This is a genomic window from Aedoeadaptatus nemausensis, from assembly GCF_903819165.1.
Classification (GTDB): domain Bacteria; phylum Bacillota; class Clostridia; order Tissierellales; family Peptoniphilaceae; genus Aedoeadaptatus; species Aedoeadaptatus nemausensis.
This window is the reverse complement of sequence record NZ_CAIJCS010000019.1, coordinates 60,289-80,768: the sequence shown is the minus strand read 5'-3', so window position 1 is coordinate 80,768 and position 20,480 is coordinate 60,289. Positions and strand designations below refer to the sequence as shown.

13 protein-coding genes are annotated in these 20,480 nt (G+C 48.0%); all 13 read left to right on the top strand.

What is annotated here, in order from left to right; all coding sequences use genetic code 11:
* The first annotated feature begins 11 nt into the window (after positions 1 to 11).
* Entirely contained in the window at positions 12 to 6,317 is a 6,306-nt protein-coding gene (locus PEPTYR26121_RS04995) for a S8 family serine peptidase (protein ID WP_180499864.1), read from the top strand.
* 136 nt (positions 6,318 to 6,453) lie between these two features.
* On the top strand, positions 6,454 to 7,287 hold the full coding sequence (locus PEPTYR26121_RS04990) for a helix-turn-helix domain-containing protein (protein WP_180499856.1): 834 nt from the start codon (positions 6,454 to 6,456) through the stop codon (positions 7,285 to 7,287).
* A 25-nt stretch (positions 7,288 to 7,312) separates the two neighbouring features.
* Positions 7,313 to 7,681 carry a YbaN family protein gene (locus tag PEPTYR26121_RS04985; protein ID WP_246285908.1) on the top strand — a complete coding sequence of 123 codons (369 nt, stop codon included), beginning with the start codon at positions 7,313 to 7,315 and terminating at the stop codon, positions 7,679 to 7,681.
* Positions 7,682 to 7,702: 21 nt separating this feature from the next.
* Positions 7,703 to 9,583: an NEAT domain-containing protein gene (locus PEPTYR26121_RS04980; protein WP_180499852.1), complete on the top strand. Its 1,881-nt coding sequence runs from the start codon at positions 7,703 to 7,705 to the stop codon at positions 9,581 to 9,583.
* Positions 9,580 to 10,578 carry a heme-binding Shp domain-containing protein gene (locus tag PEPTYR26121_RS04975; protein ID WP_180499850.1) on the top strand — a complete coding sequence of 333 codons (999 nt, stop codon included), beginning with the start codon at positions 9,580 to 9,582 and terminating at the stop codon, positions 10,576 to 10,578. Before PEPTYR26121_RS04980 ends, PEPTYR26121_RS04975 begins: the two co-directional genes overlap by 4 nt.
* Positions 10,565 to 11,434: a heme ABC transporter substrate-binding protein IsdE gene (gene isdE / locus PEPTYR26121_RS04970; protein ID WP_343045216.1), complete on the top strand. Its 870-nt coding sequence runs from the start codon at positions 10,565 to 10,567 to the stop codon at positions 11,432 to 11,434. The genes PEPTYR26121_RS04975 and isdE overlap by 14 nt, the downstream gene beginning before the upstream one ends.
* Entirely contained in the window at positions 11,418 to 12,434 is a 1,017-nt protein-coding gene (locus PEPTYR26121_RS04965; protein ID WP_180499846.1) for a FecCD family ABC transporter permease, read from the top strand. Before isdE ends, PEPTYR26121_RS04965 begins: the two co-directional genes overlap by 17 nt.
* Positions 12,424 to 13,191 carry an ABC transporter ATP-binding protein gene (locus PEPTYR26121_RS04960; protein ID WP_180499844.1) on the top strand — a complete coding sequence of 256 codons (768 nt, stop codon included), beginning with the start codon at positions 12,424 to 12,426 and terminating at the stop codon, positions 13,189 to 13,191. Before PEPTYR26121_RS04965 ends, PEPTYR26121_RS04960 begins: the two co-directional genes overlap by 11 nt.
* Positions 13,192 to 13,707, top strand: coding sequence for a flavodoxin family protein (locus tag PEPTYR26121_RS04955; RefSeq protein ID WP_180499842.1), 516 nt, complete (start codon positions 13,192 to 13,194; stop codon positions 13,705 to 13,707).
* Entirely contained in the window at positions 13,704 to 16,130 is a 2,427-nt protein-coding gene (locus PEPTYR26121_RS04950; protein WP_180499840.1) for an S-layer homology domain-containing protein, read from the top strand. The genes PEPTYR26121_RS04955 and PEPTYR26121_RS04950 overlap by 4 nt, the downstream gene beginning before the upstream one ends.
* A gap of 11 nt (positions 16,131 to 16,141) precedes the next feature.
* Positions 16,142 to 17,011, top strand: coding sequence for a stalk domain-containing protein (locus PEPTYR26121_RS04945; RefSeq protein WP_180499838.1), 870 nt, complete (start codon positions 16,142 to 16,144; stop codon positions 17,009 to 17,011).
* A 50-nt stretch (positions 17,012 to 17,061) separates the two neighbouring features.
* Positions 17,062 to 18,795, top strand: a complete 1,734-nt coding sequence (locus tag PEPTYR26121_RS04940) for an ABC transporter ATP-binding protein/permease (RefSeq protein ID WP_218956320.1) — start codon at positions 17,062 to 17,064, stop codon at positions 18,793 to 18,795.
* Positions 18,788 to 20,434, top strand: a complete 1,647-nt coding sequence (locus PEPTYR26121_RS04935) for an amino acid ABC transporter ATP-binding/permease protein (protein ID WP_180499836.1) — start codon at positions 18,788 to 18,790, stop codon at positions 20,432 to 20,434. Before PEPTYR26121_RS04940 ends, PEPTYR26121_RS04935 begins: the two co-directional genes overlap by 8 nt.
* The last annotated feature ends 46 nt before the right edge of the window (positions 20,435 to 20,480 follow it).

The following is a 20,480-nucleotide window of genomic DNA, read 5'->3' as shown; positions in this document are numbered from 1 at the left end:
ATGCTCACCTGATGAGTAAACAAGGAGTTAGTTTCAAACGATTTGTCATACCTGTCGTATTAAGTTTCTTAATGCTCTTTACAGCGATGATGAGTCCGGGCTTTGCAGCCGCCCCCAATGGGGCGGCCAAAGCTGCCTCCTTTGGCGATAAAGATCCATCCGAAAAAATCACCTTGCTTGTGGCGCTGAAAGAGCGTAAGCGGGAGAGAAGAACGGGTATCCGATCGGTGGACGCCGAAGATTTAAATAAGGAAGCCAATATTCGCGCACAAGTCGCCTATTCTCGTGCGGCACGGGAAACTTTTTACGATAGTTTAAAGGCGGCGAAGATTAACTACCGGGTGGTGGAAACTTACGACGTGGCCTATACCGGCGTCGCTTTGGAAGTGCAACGGAAAGATATTCCGACCATTGAAAAAATGAACGATGTGGAATCGGTAGAAATTTCCCAACAGTTCAAAGCTCCCAAACGACCGATGATGCCGCGCTCGGCTTACCGCCCTATGGACACCTCCTCTAACGGGATGGTGGAAGCGGATAAGGCTTGGGAAAAAAGCTATGCGGGCAAAGGCAGTGTCATCGCCGTCATCGACTCCGGCGTCGACCCCTATCACGAAGCTATGAAGCTAAGCGACCCGAACAGCGGACGCATTAAAAATCAAGCAGAAGTTAAGAAAATGATCGATGATTTGGATATTGCACGGGGCGAGTATTTCAGCTCGAAGATTCCCTTCGGCTACAACTACGCCAACAAATCCACATCCATCAAAGAATTTGACCCCATGAGCCACGGCATGCACGTTTCGGGCATTGTGGCAGGAAACAGCAAAAAAATTCAAGGGGTGGCGCCGGAAGCGCAAATCGTGTTCATGCGCGTCTTCGGCGGCGGCATGTTCGGCAACGGCACCTCGGCGGAAATTTACACCAAGGCAATTGACGATGCCATTAAATTAGGTGTCGATTCCATGAACATCAGTATCGGCTCTCCTGCCGGTACGGAAGATTATGTATTCCCCAACACGGTACTCGCTCTTGAAAAAGCAAAGCAAGCGGGGATTCTCGTGGCCATTGCGGCGGGGAACAATGGATTCTTCGGCTATTCTCCCGGTTTAAATGCCAAGCCGAAAGCTGAAAATCCGGACATCGGCATGTTGGCCGATCCTTCCGTCAGCCCCAACTCCCTTTCCGTAGCCTCCATCCAAAATATGCAGGTGGCTAAAAAAGGTATTCAAATCAAAGGTGACGATCGGGTGTTAAGTTTCCAACCGACGACCAACGGCAAAGTAACGGATCAATGGGTTTCCCTGAAAGATTGCGGTTACGGACGACCGAATGATTTTAAAGAACAGGGAGACGGAAATACCTACGCCTTAATCGAACGGGGCGAGCCCGGACCTGTTAGCGGTGATCCTCTTTCCTTTGCGGACAAGATTAACAATGCAAGGGACAAGGGTTATGCAGGCGTCATCATTTACGATAACGAACCGGATATGCCCCTGATTCAAGTGGAAGCGCCGGGGACGACCATTCCCGCCGCTTTCGTCAACAGGAAAGACGGCCTTTATTTAAAAGACACCATCGCACGCAATCCCCAAGCGCAAATTCGATTTAACGACGAATATGTTTACAGCGCAAGTGAAGATGGCGGACAACCTTCGGAATTTTCCTCTTGGGGTTTGACACCCAATGGGAATTTAAAACCGGATATTGCGGCGCCGGGCGGCGGCATTTTATCCTCTTTAAATGACAATCAATACGGCGTCATGGACGGTACGTCCATGGCGGCGCCCCACGTGGCAGGCGGCGTGGCCCTCGTGAAGCAACGGGTAGAGAAAGATTTCCCGAATATTCACGGGGATAAGAAGTACGATCTCATTAAAAAACTCTTAATGTCTACGGCGCAACCTTACAAATACAAGGATTCCGGCGCCTATGCCTCGCCCCGCCAACAAGGCTCGGGCTTGATGCAAGTGGATAAAGCCATTACGACCACCGCTTTTATCGAAGGATCTCACGGCTTAACCTCCATAAACCTAGGCAAAAATTTAAGTGGCGACAAGGTGACCGTGCCCTTTAAAATCGTCAACCTGTCAGATGAGGCGAAGACCTACACCTACTACGGGGTTTTAAATACGGATAAGGTCGAAGACGGCAAGATCGTCTTGCGTCCCGAGAAAATTTCCGAAAGTGAAAGGAAGACCGTCACAGTTGAACCCCATCAATCGCTGGAATTAACAGTAGAACTTACCGTAACGGGCTTGGACAAACTAGGGCAAACCATGCCCAACGGTTTCTTCCTGGAAGGCTTTGTCTTCTGTGAAGAGCAAAACGGCGTGAATTTATCGGCACCTTTCGTCGGCTTCCACGGAAGCTTCGACAAGTTGGAAGTAGCGGAAAAACCCCTTTATGATTTAGTAGCCGAAGGCAAGCGCTCCTATTATTACGACATGGGCAAAGAAGACGATTATTACGGCACCAATATCGGAGGCGAAATCGACAAAAACCTTATCGTATTGGGGGCGCAAGCAAAATCGACGAAGGCCAATCCCATCTTCGATAAAGAAAAGATCGCCTTCTCGCCCAACGGCGACGGAAGAGTGGATAAGGCCATTTTTATGGCGACCTTCCTGAGAAATTTCGGCGGCGTCGAAATCGCCATTAACGATCATCAAGGCAAACAAGTTTACTACAGCAAAAATCCGGAAGACCACGGCGTGAAAAACTTCTTCGTGGATCCGAGAACGGGCAATATGTTTGCCAATAATATGATGACCACCAAACCTCACTGGCAATGGAATGGTAACGATTTATCGGGTAAACCCCTTCCCGACGGGAAATACCACATGACGGTAAAAGTCGCCGCGGCAGGAAAATCCATCGGTGCGGACAGCCAAGTGCTGGAATTCCCCATTACCATGGACAGAGTATATCCTCGCGTGACGAAGGCGTACTTTAACGATGACAAGAGCACCTACACCGTCGAATCCATCGAGGAAAATGGCTCCGGCATTTTGTCTGTCGTTTTGAAAAAAGACAAAGATACCATCGAGCCCAAGGTGGAAAACGGGAAATACGTCTTTGACGTGAAGGATTTAAATCTCGCTGATTACGAAGTGGAAATCAACGACCAAGCCCGCAACGATTTGCGCTATCCTTTGGCTAGCGGCGAACGCACGGGCAACGAACGGGGCGTGCGCATCAAAGCATTGGCCGGCAATGATCCCGTGCCTGCAGAAGCCTTTAACTGGACGGTACAAAGCCCCGACGGCAAAATCGAAGATCCCAACAATCTTTCCCCCGGTAAGCATTTACTTGTGGTTAACGTGAAAGACGGAAACTACAAATTAATCGGCGAAAAAACACGGGAATTTGAAATCGGAGAAGACGAGCTCGTGAAAGAGCTGGAAGTGCGCTTTGAATCCGTCGATACGGCAGATGTTCACATTAGCTTAAACAATCCGGACAAGGTTAACGTGTCCCTCGTGGTGAAAAATAAAGATGTGGAAGGTCAGGAATATGTGCCGACCATAGTAAACCCGGGACTACAAACCATTAAGCTGCCCTTAGGTAACTACACGATCGATGTAAGCGGTATTCAAAATGGCTATTACGCCATGGTCGACGGCGGCGAAGATTTCACCGTCGACAGTCAAAAGCTGTTGACGAAGACCGTCAAAGTTAACAAAGTTGAGAGCAAAGAAATAAATGTTCGCTTAAACCGCAACGGTTATGATGGGGCTCTTCGCTTAAAATTAACGGGCCAAGATGTGTACCGAACGGAGCAAAACATAGAATTTGCACCGGGACAAAAGGAAAAGAAAGTACGCCTTAACTTCATCCCTTCCAATGTAGAACTCCAAGATATGGAAGACGGCTATTACGGACTAAGTGATCGCTCCAAAACATGGACTGCCAATCCCGGCGCCAGTGCTTGGAGCGTCACCCTCAAGCCCCTTGAGGAAAAAGATCCCAATTACGTCGACAAGAATAAACTTCGCGCATTAGTCGCCAAGGCACGCGAAGCCCTGGCTCATAAGTCGGAATACGCCATAGAAACGAAGGACGATCTACGTTACTGGCAATATATCGACATTTACCTGCCCATGGCGGAGCAAACCATAGCCAACGACAAGGCAAGTCAAGACGACGTAGACAAAGTTTACAACAACTTAAAAGAAGGTCTCAATAAGCTCCGCAAAAAAGGCGAATCCCGTTTCGATCAATCGAAATTAAAGAGTGCCATTGAACGCGCGGAAGGTTTAACAGGGGAAGACTACACCGGTGAAACGTGGCAAGCAGTGCAAGAGGCTTTAGCGAAAGCGAAAGATATTCTTCAAAAACCCGACGGGGAAAAGAATCAAGATATGGTCGATAATACGACCGACGATCTAAACATAGCCCTGGACGGATTGAAGCGTAAAGACGGCGACACTTTGGTCGATAAAAAGGTTTTGGAAAAAGCGTTGAAAACTTACAAAGAGGCCCAATACAACGCAGGCGATTATACGCCGGAATCTTTCCATCGCTTGGAATTAGCAGTAGAAGCGGCTGAAGAGCTTATGGAACGTCCCTTCCCCTCTCAAGAAGAAGTTAACGGAGCGGCTAGGGAATTAACAGAAGCCATGGCAAAATTGCACTCTATTACGGGCAAGAAAGAGCGTGAAGCTGAGCGGGAAGCGTTAAAGCAAGAGCTCTTAGCGGCTCGTGAGTTGAAGGAAAGTGATTATACGCCGGCAAGCTGGTTGCAATTACAAGAGCGCATCGCCTTTGTACAGAGAATTGTCGACGATCATAGCTCCAGTTTGGACAGCTTGAAACACGGCCGCAAGACCTTACAAGAAGCCATCGATCTTTTGGAAAAACCGTCTCAAGAAGGGGCGATTAAAACGGAAATCTACGAGCTTCCCTTTAGGGCTCTTCACGAAAGTAAGCCCCAAGATTCTATGGCAGCCGGTGTCTTTGAGTCTCCTGCGAAGGTGATCAAGACCACGGACAAAGAAGGGGGGATCCATTACCGCGTCGTCGTCAATTGTAAGGTTTTGGAAATAGCCGGACTCCAAGGACATTTAAAAGATATTCTCTTTGCTTCTACCGATAAGGAAGGCAAAGTGGAAGCCATGCCCGTCATCGACAAAGTGACCGATGCCATGGGAGATTTAACTTCCGTCACTATCGACATGGGCAAAGACCTTCGTCCGGAACATTTCGTAAAAGTAAAATACGTAATCGGTAACGGACCAGGCTTTAACGAAGATATTATGCGATTAAGCTACGATATCGCCAATATGAAGAAGGTCGAAGAATCGGAAGAAAAACCGCCGAAGGTAGACGACAGTCTCGAAAAAGCAAAAATGGTATTAAAAGAGGCCATTGAAAAAGCGGAGGCGAAACTTACTGCCGCCTCCTACACGGCGGAGTCGAAAGGTAAGCTTGAGGCGGCCATTACCTCGGCAAAAGCGGCGTTGGTAGGCGACAGTATTACCGACATCAATCGAGCAATAACATCTGTTTTCGATGCTATGGATCAATTGGTAAAGGAAACGCCGAGACCGAATCCCGTTCCCGACGTGCCGACGCCGAGGCCGGAACCGAAACCTGTTCCAAAACCGGATCCATGGCCTCGCCAAGAGCCGAGACATGAATCCCCCGCTCCTTCTTACCGTCCGAGGTATCAAGCGCCGGCGCCTGAGGTAAAACAGCCTGAGGTGAAGAAAGAAGAGCCGAAGAAAGAAGAACCTAAGCGTACGGAACAAAAGACAAACAACTTTACGGTGAAAGCCCCTGAAAAGGCCTACGTGAAAGGTTTCCCCGACGGAAACTTTAAACCGAACCAAGGGGTAACTCGGGCGGAAGTATCCACTATCTTGAATCAATTCATTCAAGGAAGCCAAGCTTACAGTTTACCCGGCGATGTGGACGGCAACGCATGGTACGGCAAGAGCATGGCGCGCTTACACGGCCTATCCATTTTAAACGGCTTTGGTGACGGAAGTCTTCGTCCCCAAGAAACCTTGACGCGCGCCGAATTGGCGACGATCATGGCCCGCATCTTAAATCTAAAAGCGGACAATGCGCGATTTAATGATGTGGCGCCCGGGGCATGGTACAACGGTTATGTCGGTGCCGTTCAATCGGCAGGCATTGTCCAGGGCTACCCCGACGGAAGTTTCGGCGGCGAGAAAACAGTAACCCGTGCGGAACTTGTGGTCATTGTAAACCGTGCATTTAAAGTAATGGAAAGACCCGGTAAGGTACAGTTTAAAGATGTTCCGGTTAATCACTGGGCATACAAAGAGATTCAGAAAGCAGCTAATTAAAAATGGAGGAATGCGGCATAGGCTGCATTCCTTTCCATGATGAAAAAACAGTTGAATGACACGGAATAAAATCTTACAATGAAAAGCGATTATAAATGATATAGAGTATCAAATACTTCATTGGAAGGATGACGTGATGACGGAATTACGATTAACTGAACAACAGCAAAATTACTTGCTTTGCTTTACGGAAGAGCATCCGAGCCGAACGATTAACGATTTAAGTCAAATTTTCAATTGCTCGCGACCGAATGCAAAGAAAATGCTCGATCGCATGGTTAAGGCGGGCATTTTGTACAAGCTGAAGAATGATTACTTCGTGACGGAAATCGGCGAGGTTATCAAGCGTAGGTTGGAAGATAAAAAAGAATTGATTTCCTTTACGATTCAAGAAATCTTCGGTATCGAAAGCGATCAGGCCATGAAGTTTTCGGAGGAATTAATCGGAGATGAAGATAACGGCATCGGTCGTTTTCTATCTAAGAAGACGAAATTGTTTCAATTTTTGCCCGAGTCCTCCCAAACCGTTTCGGAAGATTTTCTTCTCCGCATATTGGATCGCGGATCCTATCCTTTATATTTGACGGTTTACCAACAGCGGGTAAAGGAAAAAAATGCGGTCATCGCAAAGTCTATGGCCAATCGCGTGTTCGATCATCGGGCGGAACTGGTCATAGACGATGCGCCTCACGTGGTGTTCAAAACACAGACCTTAAGGAAAGAGCATAAGGGCTATATTAAGCAAGGTTTGCTCAAGGAATTGCTTTACCAGCGAGGAGGCGAAAGTCATTCTATCGCTTTTAAAGATCGGCGGGCGGAAATTCCCTTAAGCGTATTCGGTGATTGGACTTATTTAGGCGGCGGAATTTTAGTTTCCTACACATGGTTCCGCTCCCTTGCCGCCATTAATTTCTCAGGTCATCGCGGCGAGGCAAATTATTTACTCGTGTTAAATCTTGCGCAGTGCTAGTTAAAGGAGAAGATGTTTGAAAATAGTGTTTATGATATTGGGCTTTATTTTTACAGGTATCGGCTTCATTGGCGTATACCTTCCGGTGCTTCCGACGACGCCTTTTCTAATATTGGCGGCAGCGTGTTTCGCGCGGGGTTCCGAAAAGTTTCATCAATGGCTTACGGAACTGCCTATGTACAGGAACAATGTGGAGCCCGTATTAAACGGAAAGGGCATGACGAAAGAAAAGAAGTATAAAGTGTTGGCCGTTATTACGGTTCTATTCACTATTTGCTTCGTCCTCATTCCCGTAAAACATGCTCGCATGGCCATCCCTTTCGTACTGGCTTTTCATTACTATATTTTCCTTAAACGGATTCCCACTCAGACGAGGGAATCGGCGGGGGAATAAGGTAAACCCAAAGGAGGGGACATGAAACGTTATGTTAATTTCATAGGGCTCATTGTCCTCGCCTTATTACTTATGCCCGGCGCGGCAATGGCGAGCCGGGGAACGGCGAGGGTCAGTTTGCTGAAAAAAACGAGCGACGAACCCAGCATGGCAAAAAGCGCCTTAAAGCCGGAAGCGAATTGGGTCATCGACGGCGATGAACATCGCATTATTTTGGAATTTATGCCCCTTGAATTTATGGGAACCCGCGGATATTTAGGCGAGGTTTCCATGGACGGAAAGAAGGGAAAGGTTCTAAGTTCTTACAAAGAGTACGACAGTTACAATCACCCGAAAACGGGGAAAGACGAAAAATTACGAGGCAAGCTTTATCCGAAGACGGTGGAGTTTGTCGTCGATCCCAATCGATCCACTTATAATTTAACGTTTTACGTGCCCGTCATGGGGGAAATGGGTTTTGGCGAGCAAGAGGCCAGACTAAAGATTGAATGGCCCGATGGAACGGGGACGATGGAGGAGAAGGAAAGTGCAGAGAAAAAAGCACTTCCTCAAAATACATCTTCGCCGCTGAATTTAGAGGACGGCCTATACAGCCTTCCCGTAGCCCTATGGCACGAAAGCGAAGATAAGCCTTCCATGGGCAACGGTGCCTTAGATCAAAAGGCGGAGCTTCTCGTAAAAGACGGAAGGGCTACCCTTTATCTGGGAACAAAAGCCCTAAAGGTTTCCAATATTCAGGCGTCTTTGTGTCGCGTATTTTACGAAACGGATGAAGGGCTCCGGGCGGCAAAACCTTTGGCTTACGATTTAAAAGTTGATGGCGAATCCTTGCCCCGCCCGAGTATTTTCGCTTTACCATTAGAGAGAAAAGCGGATTGGATGAAGGTAAAAGTCGATCCGAAAGTGGCGCCTATGGGCGATGAGCCTTTAAATGCCCGTTTGAAAATGGATTTTTCCAAGCTTCAGAAAATGGAGATGAATCAATCCCAACTCCTTCAACGAGGGGAACGAGGCGGTAAGAAACCTTCCTTTAAAGACGCTCACTCCTATGTCGATAAAGGCGTGGAACTGATCGTACCGGCCGACGGTTTTGACGAAGACTTTGAATTTTATGCCAATGCCCTTATGGGAAATGAATTGCAAAGTAAACTGAAAAATCTAAAGCTTCCCCCGGGAACGAAAGGGTATCGTCTGGAAGCGCGAGCGCCCATCCAAACCATTCCCAAAGATTTCAATGGAAAGGTACAGTCTCTCGGAAAACAACTGACACCGCAAAAAATGGTGCGAATAGCCTTTCCCTTTAAGGGAACCTCGGCGGAGGTTTTGAACGAGAAGGGGCAAAAAATTCCATCGACGATTAAAAATGGAAAGCTTTCTATAGAAACGGAACAATTAGGTACCTTTTTAATCAAGACGGGAGGGTCCATCCCCAAGGCGAAAGGGGGCTTTACGGTAAAGCCTCCTGCAAAGGCAAATGCCGTCAAGCCGGCGAAGGCGCAAGCTGTTAAACCGACACAAAGAGTGACACCGAAGCAGGTGCAAAAAATCACGGCACAACCTGCGCAAAGTGTATCGCCTGCTTCCGCGAGCGCGTCGGAATCTACCGCCTCTTCGGAAAGTGTAGATTCTGCGGAATCATCTCCGGACGATGAATGGGATGGAGAAGATGCTTTGCCGGAAGAAAATCAGGAAAGTGATCCCGTGGACGCCGGCAATGACACCGTTGGCACATCTGCGGAAAAAGACCCATTACAAGAGAAAGAGAGGCCGGGTTTGATTATTTTATTTTTCATTTTAATCCTTGCCGCTCTCGGCGGGGGCGTGTACCTCACGCAAAAATATTACCGTTTGTATATGGAGGAATTGATGTATGAAGCGGACAGAGAAAGGGAGAAACGATGAAAAAAATAGTCACTCTTTTCATGGCGCTCTTCCTTCTGATGATGCCCGGCCTATGTTTTGCCAATGGACCCTATATTGTGGATATGCGGGCATCGTACCGCCATCCGATTACCGGTGTGATCGAAGACTCCGGTAAAAACGAGGGCATTGGCCAAGGTATGGCCGAGGGCGTGCTTCATCCTCAGGCTCTTTACGAAGAAATTGGAGGCAAGCGCTATTTAACGCTGCGCCTTCACATGATGGATAATATTTCAAAAGTAAGTATTGCCGTACAAGGAAAAGGGGGAAGCGGTTTTAGTGGCGTAAGCTACGAAAGCCCCCAAGGCGGCGGCGAGTGGAAAGATTTTCGCGTTCAATTGCCGGCGAAGGATTGCATTATTCGCCTAAGCCTTTTCATCGACGCCATGGGTCGAGAAGTTGTTTTTTACGGTGACATGGGCAAGATGACGGCGGGCAATACGGATTTCGTCGCATCCGCCAAATCGGCGCCTGCACAAGCAAAAGGGGCACAGCCTGCCAAAAGTGCCCAGAGCCCGAAGCCGAAAGTAGATAGCGCTGCGCCGGCACAGGGAGTGTCGACGGCGCCTACAGCTACGTCATCTGCAGGATCACCGTCAACCAATACATCTTCCGACACCTCGTCAGATGATCACACGACAGACGGCGTTACCCACGGCGGCGCGTCGGGTCTGGGTGATACGGAAAGCGACATTGGATACGAGCACGGGCTATTAACGGAAGATTCTCCTGAAATTCAAGAGATGGAAAAAGGAGCAAAGGGAAAAGACGAGCAACAGGAAGCACCCAAGAAAAAGGCACCCTGGGGACCGGCGACGCGGATTATGTTTGCGTCCTTTATGGCGGTCATCGTCTTTTTGACCTGCGCATCCTTAACAGCGGGAGCGGTATTCTATTTCTTAGCAAAGAAAAAGCGCATGCTCAACGAATTGAGAGAGGAAGATGAGGATGAAGACTTCAGTTTTGAAGATTTTTAGTGCGACATTGCTCTTCCTTTTGCTCACGGGATGTGTGGATCAACAATCGAAACCTGCGAAAAGTATCGACGGCGATCACGCGCGGATCATCACCACATCGGCGGCTTGTGCCGACATTATGGACAAGCTGGATGTGGATCTCGTCGCCATTGCGGAATCGCAATTGCAATCGCCGCCGGCGCGATACGCCGACTTGCCCACCATCGGCATGGCCATGAATCCGGATATGGAAAAAATATCATCTCTCAATCCCGATTACGTATTTTCGCCGGTGAGCCTTATGCCCGATTTACTCCCCAAGTATCGGGCGGCGGGCATCCATTTCGGTTTCGTAAACCTATCCAATGTGCCGGGAATGTACCGTTCCATTGAAGATTTAGGTCATCTTCTCAACCGGGAAAAAGAAGCCGCAGCCCTCGTTAAAGATTACGACGAGTTCATGAAGGATTTTAAATCGAGAAACAAAGGACCCGCGCCGAAAGTTCTTATTCTAATGGGCCTTCCCGGATCCTATGTCGTAGCCACGGACAAATCCTATGTAGGCAGCCTCGTCAAACTGGCGGGGGGAGAGAATGTCTATCCCGACGAGGATCAGCAATTTTTAACGGTCAACACGGAAGATATGCTGGAAAAAGATCCGGACATTATTCTGAGAACGGCACACGCCATGCCCGACAAGGTGCATCAAATGTTTCAGGATGAATTTAAAAACAACGACGTCTGGAAACATTTCCGAGCTGTAAAAGATGACAAAGTGTATGACCTTAATACGAAGATATTTGGTATGAGTGCCAATTTTTCCTACAAAGAGGCACTGGGTGATTTAGAAAAGGTGTTCTATGGACAAGGGAATTGACGAATTAAAACAAAAAGAACGGAGGCGATGGATTTCCTTCGCCGCCGTCGCCGTACTCCTGGTCGTAGTTTTTTTCTTCTCCCTAACGGAAGGATCTTTAAAATTAGGCGTGGGACAAATTTTGCGCGGCCTGTTCTTTTCCTATGACGGGGAAGTGGCGAGAATTTACGATTTGCGTTTTCCCCGCGTCTTTATCGCCATCTTAGCCGGCGCATCCCTCGCCACATCGGGCACGCTTTTGCAGGCGGTGATGAAAAACCCCATGACCGATCCCGGCATTATCGGCATTTCATCGGCGGCAAACTTTGTCAACTCCATGGTACTCGCACTATCGCCGGCGCTTATGGGTTGGTCGCCTCTTTTGTCGATCGCCGGCGGATTGTTGGCGTACTTTTTGATCTACACCTTGGCATGGGACGGAGGCGTGCGCCCGACGCGATTAATTCTCGTGGGCGTGGCGTTAAACATGACTTTTATCGGCATCGGCGAAGGTATTAAATCCATTATGGGGCGAAATTTAAGCGCCACCCAAGCGATTATCGAAGGAAACGTGGCGCAAAAAACTTGGAGCGATGTGCACATTCTCTTCCTCTACGTGATTATCTTTTTAATCGCGGCGCTATTTACCATTCGCTCGTTAAACCTATTGAGTCTGGAAGATAAAACCGCTCGCGCGCTGGGCGTGCGCGTCGACCGCGATCGCTTTATCGTGGCGCTTATTGCTATTATTTTAGCCTCCGTCACCACGGCGGTAGCGGGCGTCATCGGCTTTTTAGGTTTAATCGCGCCTCATATCGGCAGAGTCCTCGTCGGCGGCGATCATAAATATCTTTTGCCCTTTAATATGCTTCTCGGCAGTTTAATCCTGCTATTTTCCGATACGGTGGGCCGCATCGTGGCCTATCCTTACGAAATACCGGCGGCGGTGATCATGTCCGTCTTCGGCGGGCCCTTTTTTATTGCATTGCTAAAACTGGGAGGCGAAAACTATGGAGATTAAAAATCTAAGCTACGCCTATACCAAGGGCCACTTGATTTTAAACAAATTGAATTTAAAAGTAACCCCCGGCGCAATTACCACTTTAATGGGCGCCAATGGCTCGGGGAAATCCACTCTGTTAAAAATATTAAGTCGCCAAATGAAACCGAGTCGTGGACGCTGTTTGCTTCATGGAAAGGATATTTTTTCCTACCCGCCGAAAGACTACGCCCGTGAACTTGGCATCGTCCATCAACAAAATCGAATCATCGGCGATTTAAAGGTAAAAGATTACGTATCTTACGGGCGGAACCCTTATGTAAAACCTCTGCAAAAATATTCGGCGGAGGATATGGAAGAAATCGATCGTGCCATGGAAATGACCGGCATTACGGAATTGGCACAAAGGGAAATCAGAACCTTATCCGGTGGGCAGAAACAACGTGTGTTTATCGCCATGGCTGTGGCACAATGCTCCGACATTCTCTTACTGGACGAGCCCACGACTTATTTGGACATAAAGTATCAGTTGGAAATTTTGCGGCTCGTAAAAAAAATCAATGAAGAACGCAACACGACCATCGTCATGGTATTGCACGATATTATGCAGGCTATAAATTATTCTGATGAAGTTATCGGCATGTACCGTGGCAAAATCGTGTACCAAGGGGATCCTAAGGAGGTGCTTAACAGCCGGGTCATCAGTAAATTATACGGCACGGAGCTGGAACTGCTTCACGTAGGCGATGCGTCCATTGTGAAACCGAAGGAGGATTAGATGAAAGGATTTATTGCGTACTCGTCGAAGACGGGCAATACAAAGCGTATGGCGGAGTATCTTTACGATGCTTTAAAAGACGCTTTCGATTTAACGCTTTTCGATCTGAAAGAGAAGCCCGATGTATCGACTTTCGATTACGGTTTACTCGGCGGCTGGTGTGATCGTGCCATGCCCGATAAGGCGGTGATGAAAATCTTGGATCGCGCGCCGAAAAAGACAGGTCTCTTTTTAACCATGGGCGCCATGCCCGATTCCGAACACGGGGAGCGAACCATGGAAGGGTTGAAGCAATGCCTCGCCGATTACAAAAAAGAAAGCTTAGGCACTTATTTGTGTCCCGGGAAAGTAGACGAAAAATTGGCGGCGCGCATCGATCTGCTCGTCTTCGTGCCGAAGGATGCACGGGAGCAGATGAAAGAGGCCTCGGAAAAATCTAGAGAGGCGACGGAGGATGAACTGAAGGAAGCGGCGATTTATTTCGCAGATCAATTGGAAAAAGGAGGTATTCGATGAAAATTCGTTCCACAAGTATTGCCATGGCGGCCATGATGAGTGCCGGCTTTTTAGCGGCACCTATTAATGTATTGGCCAAGGCGCCGGACATGCCCCAAGGTGTTTATGCACAGCCTTTTGCAGAAGGCGAACAAAAGACGGAAAAAGAGATACATTACGAACTGAAATATGAATTGAAGAAAAAATCAAACCCCGATCGGGATTCCATGGCAGCAAAGGCGATCACGAAAGTTACAGCGGTGGAAAAGAATGGAAAATGTACCTTTACTTTAACCACGGAGCCGGTGCAAATGATGAGCATAACAGCTACCATCGGCAAACTTTTCTACTACAAAAACGGAGAACGAGTTATGGCCGAAAAAAATGGCAACGCCTGGTCTTTTACTTTGGATGAGAAGCCGATGACCATGACACTTGCCTTTGTCATTGACGGAGTGCCGATCATGGCAGGCTCTGTCAATGATGCCATATTAAATATTTCAGAATACAAGATGACAAAAACAGTGGATGTGCCTGTCGCGCCCGAAGAACCGGGCACAAGCGAGCCAAATACACCGGGGACCACGCCTGAAGACCCGAGCACGCCCGGCCCTTCGAAACCGAATCCAGGCGAACCGACGCCTGAACAAAAACCGAAGGAAGATACGCCCCTTGAAAAGGCGAAAAAAGCATTAGACGAAGCCGTTCAAAAGGCAAACGATGCGGATAAAGACAAGTGGGATGTAAAAATTGTAAGCGCCCTTAATGATTCTACAAAATCGGCAGGAAGTCTTTTACAAGATGCATCGGCCAAAGAAGATGATCTGGCTTTAAAGGAAAGCGAATTGAATTTCCTCCTCGCCCTCGGTGAAAAAACCAAGGGAATGGATGATACGGCTAAAAAAGTTTACGAAGGATTTTTAACAGTTGCATCGGAGTTAAACGATACAAAACTTGCCGATAAAGGAGCGCTGAAAAAGAATCTCGATAAAAATGCCGCTCTATTAAAAGCTACGGATAAAAAAGATGAAGATCTGAAAAAAGCAGGCGAAGCCTTTGCCCTCTTTATGGGAAATTCCAAGCCTGCCGACGCTACGGATCTAGGCAATTTAAAGACGCTGATCGAGAAGAAGAAAAAAGAAGATCCATCGCCTTATACGGAAAAATCTCAAAAGGAATTAAAGGATCTGTTGGCAACGGCGGAGAAAGAAATTGAAGTCGGAAAGCTGACGAAGGGGCGTGTTCGAGAACTGGAAGCGGCTATCAACGGTTGGCACGGTGTTATAAAAAATGAAAAGCCGAAAGAGGATAAGAAGGACAAGCCGAAAGAGGACAAGAAGGACGACAAAAAAGACGAAAAGAAAAAGGATCAAACCATTCGTTACGACGTGCCGGTAGAACTTGTTAAATCCGACGGCAGCAAATCCATGGCAGCCTCTGCATTGAGCAGCTGGGCTACGGTGGATGCATATCGCGATCATTACACTTACTATGTTCAGTTTAAGCCCATGAAACTCGGGGAGAAGGACGGTCATTTAACCAATCTTTTCTATTTTGAAAACGGAAGAAAATACCAAGCCCGTTATCATGGCAATGACTTATGGTCTTTCACCTTGGATGAAAAGGTAAGCAATCAAAAAATTGCCGTTTGGGTCGATATTATGGACGAAATGGCAGGGGGCGCCGGCAAAGGCGAACAAGAAGCTTATATTCAATTCAATTGGCGTCGCGCTCAGGAAACCAAACGCTTTGACGGCGAAATAAAAGAGCCCGAAAAGAAGAAGGAAGATGAGAAGAAAAAGGATGAAAAGAAAAAGGCCGACGAAAAAGCCTTAGAGCAAAAGAAAAAAGATTTCTTAAAAGCTCAAAAAGAGCGGGAACGGGATGTGGTATTGCGAACATTCCACGATGTACCCGCAGGCTACTGGGCAGTGGATGCCATCGCCCACAGCTATGCGCGCGGTTATTTTAAAGGCGAAGGGGAAGGTCGCTTTGCGCCCGAACGTGCCATTACCCGCGGCGAATTTGTTTCGATTCTCGGCAGAATGGCAGGAGCGTCTACATCGAACACGGCTACGGCTTTCCGCGACGTTTCTTCCGGAGCGTATTACGCAGGCTATGTGGCATGGGCGCAATCGAAAGGCATTGTAGCGGGTGTCAGCCAAGGACGTTTTGAACCGAACCGCACGATTACGCGCGAGGAAATGGCGGTCATGCTGATGAAATTCCTCGCTTCTCAAAATAAATCCTATGCCGCAACGGGCTATACGAATTTCTCCGACGGAGGTTCCATTGCCGGCTGGGCGAAGGATTCCGTGGACAAGATGACCCGCCAAGGCCTTTTGTCGGGCATGGGCAATGGAAACTTTGCACCAAAAGAAAACTTCAGCCGCGCCCAAGCCGCTCAAGTGTTGTACACCATAGATACCAAAGATATGAAATAAGGAGATTGACGATGAAAAAATTTTTATCTTTAGCACTGGCCCTTGTATGTTTACTGGCACCCAATGTAGCTCGTGCCGAATCGAGTAAAACCTATGAAGTTCCCGTGGCGTTGAAACACGCCACAAGCGAAAAAGAATCCATGGCCAACAAAGCACTTTCCCCCGTTGCGGAAGTAAAGGAACAAGGGGGCAAGTTCACCTACAAAGTCTTTATAAAGCCATTGAACTTTATGAATCAACAAGGAAATTTGACGAATCTCTTTGTCACCTCCGGCGGTCGTAAAGAAGCCGTAAAAGGCGCCGGCAAAGGTGAATATGCAAACAGCTTCAGCTTTGTACAAAGCGGAAAAGAAAATATCGTCGACGTCGCCGTATGGGTGGATGTCATGGATCAAATGCAAGGCGGCACACCCGGTGCCGGCGAACAAAAAGCCCGTTTGGCTTTTGATTGGAGCAGCGCCAAACTTGTAAGTGCGCCCAAAGCTCCGAAGATGCCGAAAGCGCCTGCCACTCCCAAGGTGAATGGGAAGAAAGACGTTACGATTATGGTCAACGGGAAAGTCGTTCCCTCCGACAGTCCCGTCTTTATCGAACAGGGACGCACCATGGTGCCTCTCCGTTTTATTTCCGAAGCTTTAGGACTTAAAGTAGATTGGGACGGCAAAACTCGCACGGCCATCGTAGGCGAAGGAAAGAATGTCATGAAGCTCCCCATCGGCAAAAAAGTAATTCTTAAACATGACGGCTCTTCCAAGGCAATCGACGTGCCTGCCATGATTCGCAACGAACGCACTATGGTGCCCATTCGCGCCATCGGCGAAATTTCCGGCGCAAAAGTTAATTGGGACGGAGCCAATCGCCAAGTGATTATAAATAAATAAGAATGGGCCGGTTTGCCGGCCTTTTCCTTTCGTAAGAAAGCAGGTACTCTTTGATTAATAAACGATTAATACGGGAGGTTCCCCAGTCGACGATCTACATTCAAAAGGCGGTAGGTCTTCAGCTGTTGGATCTATTGATGAGCATCGGCTCGACGGCACTGTTAATTGCCCTTCTCAGGCAGTTTCTATCTTTTAATGGGGAACATGTACTACCTCTATGCGCAGGTATTCTTTTGATCCTCATTCTCCGGTTTTTCTTCTATAGAAAACGCCACGCCATCGCTTACGAGGCATCCGTAGACGTTAAACGTCTGTTGCGGAAGCGAATTTTCAAAAAGCTTATGGGCTTTGGAACGGCGTATCGGGAAAAAATTAAGACGGCGGAAGCTGTGCAGATTATGACGGAAGGGGTCGATCAATTGGAGATTTATTTCTCTGCTTATCTTCCTCAATTTTTCTACAGCATGATGGCGCCTTTGATTTTGTTTGGGGTGATCGCCTATTTCTCCTTGAAGGTGGCGATTATTCTTTTGATCGGCGTGCCCCTCATTCCCCTGGCCATCGCCATGGTGCAAAAATTTGCAAAGCGTATTTTCGCAAAGTATTGGGGCAGCTACACGGAAGTAGGGGATCAGTTTTTAGAAAATCTCCAAGGTTTAACCACTCTTAAAATTTATAAAGCCGACGGCCATCGCCACGACGCTATGAATCGCTCGGCGGAAGCTTTCCGCATCGCCACTATGCGCGTGTTAACTATGCAGCTGAATTCCATTATTATAATGGATTTAGTAGCTTACGGCGGCGCGGCCATTGCCCTCGCCGCATGTATCGGCGGTGTTCGTGAAGGAAGTCTGAGTCTATACGGCGCCCTCTTTATTCTGTTTTTATCTGCCGATTATTTTTTGCCTATGCGCCAATTGGGATCCTTTTTCCACGTGGCCATGAACGGCATGGCGGCGGCAGATAAGATGTTTGATCTTCTGGATCTCCCCGATGACGCAGACGGCACCCGGGATGTGGAAGGAAAAGAAGTAGGCATTTTTGCCAAGAGCTTAAGCTTTTCCTACGACGACGAAAAAAATGCCCTACAGGATCTTTCTTTTGAGCACAAGGGCAAGGGCCTTATCGGCATCGTCGGGCCTTCCGGCTCCGGGAAATCCACCTTGGCGGCGATTTTATCGAAGCAGGTAAAACATTATGAAGGCAGTTTGAAATTTTTCGACACGGAACTTTCGGATATTCGAGAAGCCGGCTTATTGGATCGCGTCACCTATTTAGGTGCGGGAAGTTATTTAATGAGCGGCACGGTAAAAGAGCTTTTGGATTTTGCAAAGCCGGGGGCTACGGAAGAGCGTATGTGGGCGGTGTTAGAGCAGGTAAATTTAAAAGATTTCTTTGAAATCGCCGACGGCCTTCACACAGTTATCGAAAGCGGCGGCACAAATTTAAGCGGCGGCCAACGGCAACGTTTAAGTCTCGCCATGGCTCTTTTAAAAGACAGCGACGTATACATTTTCGACGAAGTAACATCGAATATTGACGTGGAAAGCGAAGAGCATATCGTGTCGGAACTTTATAAATTGGCAGACGAAAAACTCGTGTTGTTTATCAGCCATCGCCTGGCCAATATTAAAGAGGCCCATGTTATTTATGTATTGGATCGCGGCAAACTGAAAGAAAAAGGAACCCACGATCAATTGGTGGCGATGAATGGAATTTACGAATCACTTTGGGCGCAACAAGTCGCCTTGGAAGCCTATCGAGAGGAGGGAGATCATGCGTAAACATTCCCAAACCATGCTTCAGCTCGTCGGAATGGTGAAGCCGTTAATTGGCGTCATGTTGCTCGCCATTTTCCTCGGCGTGCTGGGCTTTTTATCGGCGACGGCCATTTCCACCATTACGGCTTTGGGGCTGGTGAACCTTGCCAAAGGGGAAGCCGTGGGCAATTATTTAATCCCAGCACTCATCGTGGCAGGTTTAGTGAGAGGTCCTCTCCGCTACGGCGAGCAAATGTGCAATCACTACATCGCCTTTAAAATATTGGCGATTATGCGCAGCCGCGTCTTTACCGTGCTCAGAACATTGGCTCCTGCCAAACTCGAGGGTAAAGATAAAGGCAATTTAATCGCGCTTATCACATCGGATATCGAATTATTGGAAGTATTTTACGCTCACACCATTTCTCCCATGGCCATTGCCACAGTCTATTCGGTTGTGGCGGTTGTTTTCCTCTATACCTTATCGCCTTTTATGGCACTTTACGCTCTTATGGCCTATAGTATCATGGGGATTGTCGTGCCCGTTTATCTTTCCGGCAGAAACCGCGACCTCGGTTTACAGGGAAGAAATAAAAACGGCATATTGAGCGGAAAAGTATTAGACGGCCTTCGCGGACTTCGAGAAATTCTACAGTACCGGGGAGAGGAACGCTATCTTCGTCAATTAAATGGGGCGACAGACGATGCGATTCGCGTCGGTCGGAAATTAAGCAGGGAAACGGGATTCGGCGGCGCCTTTACTACGGCCGTCTTATCCGCCCTCCATTTAGGTCTCTTCGTCCTCGGCGGTCTTCTCTATACTAAAGGACTTGCCACAGGCAGCGATGTCATCGTGGCCATCGTCTTTATCATGTCCTCCTACGGTCCCACACTCGCCCTTTCCGCCCTGGGAAATACTTTGCAAGTCACCTTTGCATCGGGCAATCGGGTGCTGGATTTGTTGGAAGAGACGCCTCAGGTGGAAGAAAAAACAGACGGCATCGACACGTCCTTCGACGGTGCCGATTTACACGACGTTTCCTTCTCGTACGGCGACGAGATGATTTTAAAGGACATGAGCCTTGCCGTGGAAAAGGGAAAAATTTTAGGCCTGCAGGGAAAATCGGGATCGGGCAAATCTACGATCTTGCGTTTGCTCATGCGTTTTTGGGATGTGGACAGCGGAGAAGTTTCTATTTCTAAAGAAAATATTCATAACATTAACACCTCGAACTTGAGAGATATGGAATCGTTCATGACCCAGGAAAGCCAGCTCTTTAACGACACCATTGCCAACAATTTGCGCATTGCAAAAGCAGATGCCGATGACGGGGAATTGGAGGCGGCTTGTCGTGATGCGTCGATTCACGATTTTATTATTTCTCTGCCTCAAGGCTACGACACGCCCGTAGGGGAAATGGGATCGAAACTTTCAAGCGGCGAACGTCAACGCTTAGGATTGGCACGTGCCTTTTTACACGATGCGCCATTCCTTCTCCTCGACGAGCCCACTTCTAATTTAGACAGTTTAAACGAAGCCATCATTTTAAAATCATTGCAGGAAAAGAAAAAAGACGTTACGGTATTAATGGTCAGCCACCGCGCATCGTCTCTTCAAATTGCCGACGAAGTGATCCGGATGGAGGCCTACCGGGCATCTTAAAAAATTTAAAATCGCAAACAAAAAAACTCCGCGTCGGCGGAGTTTT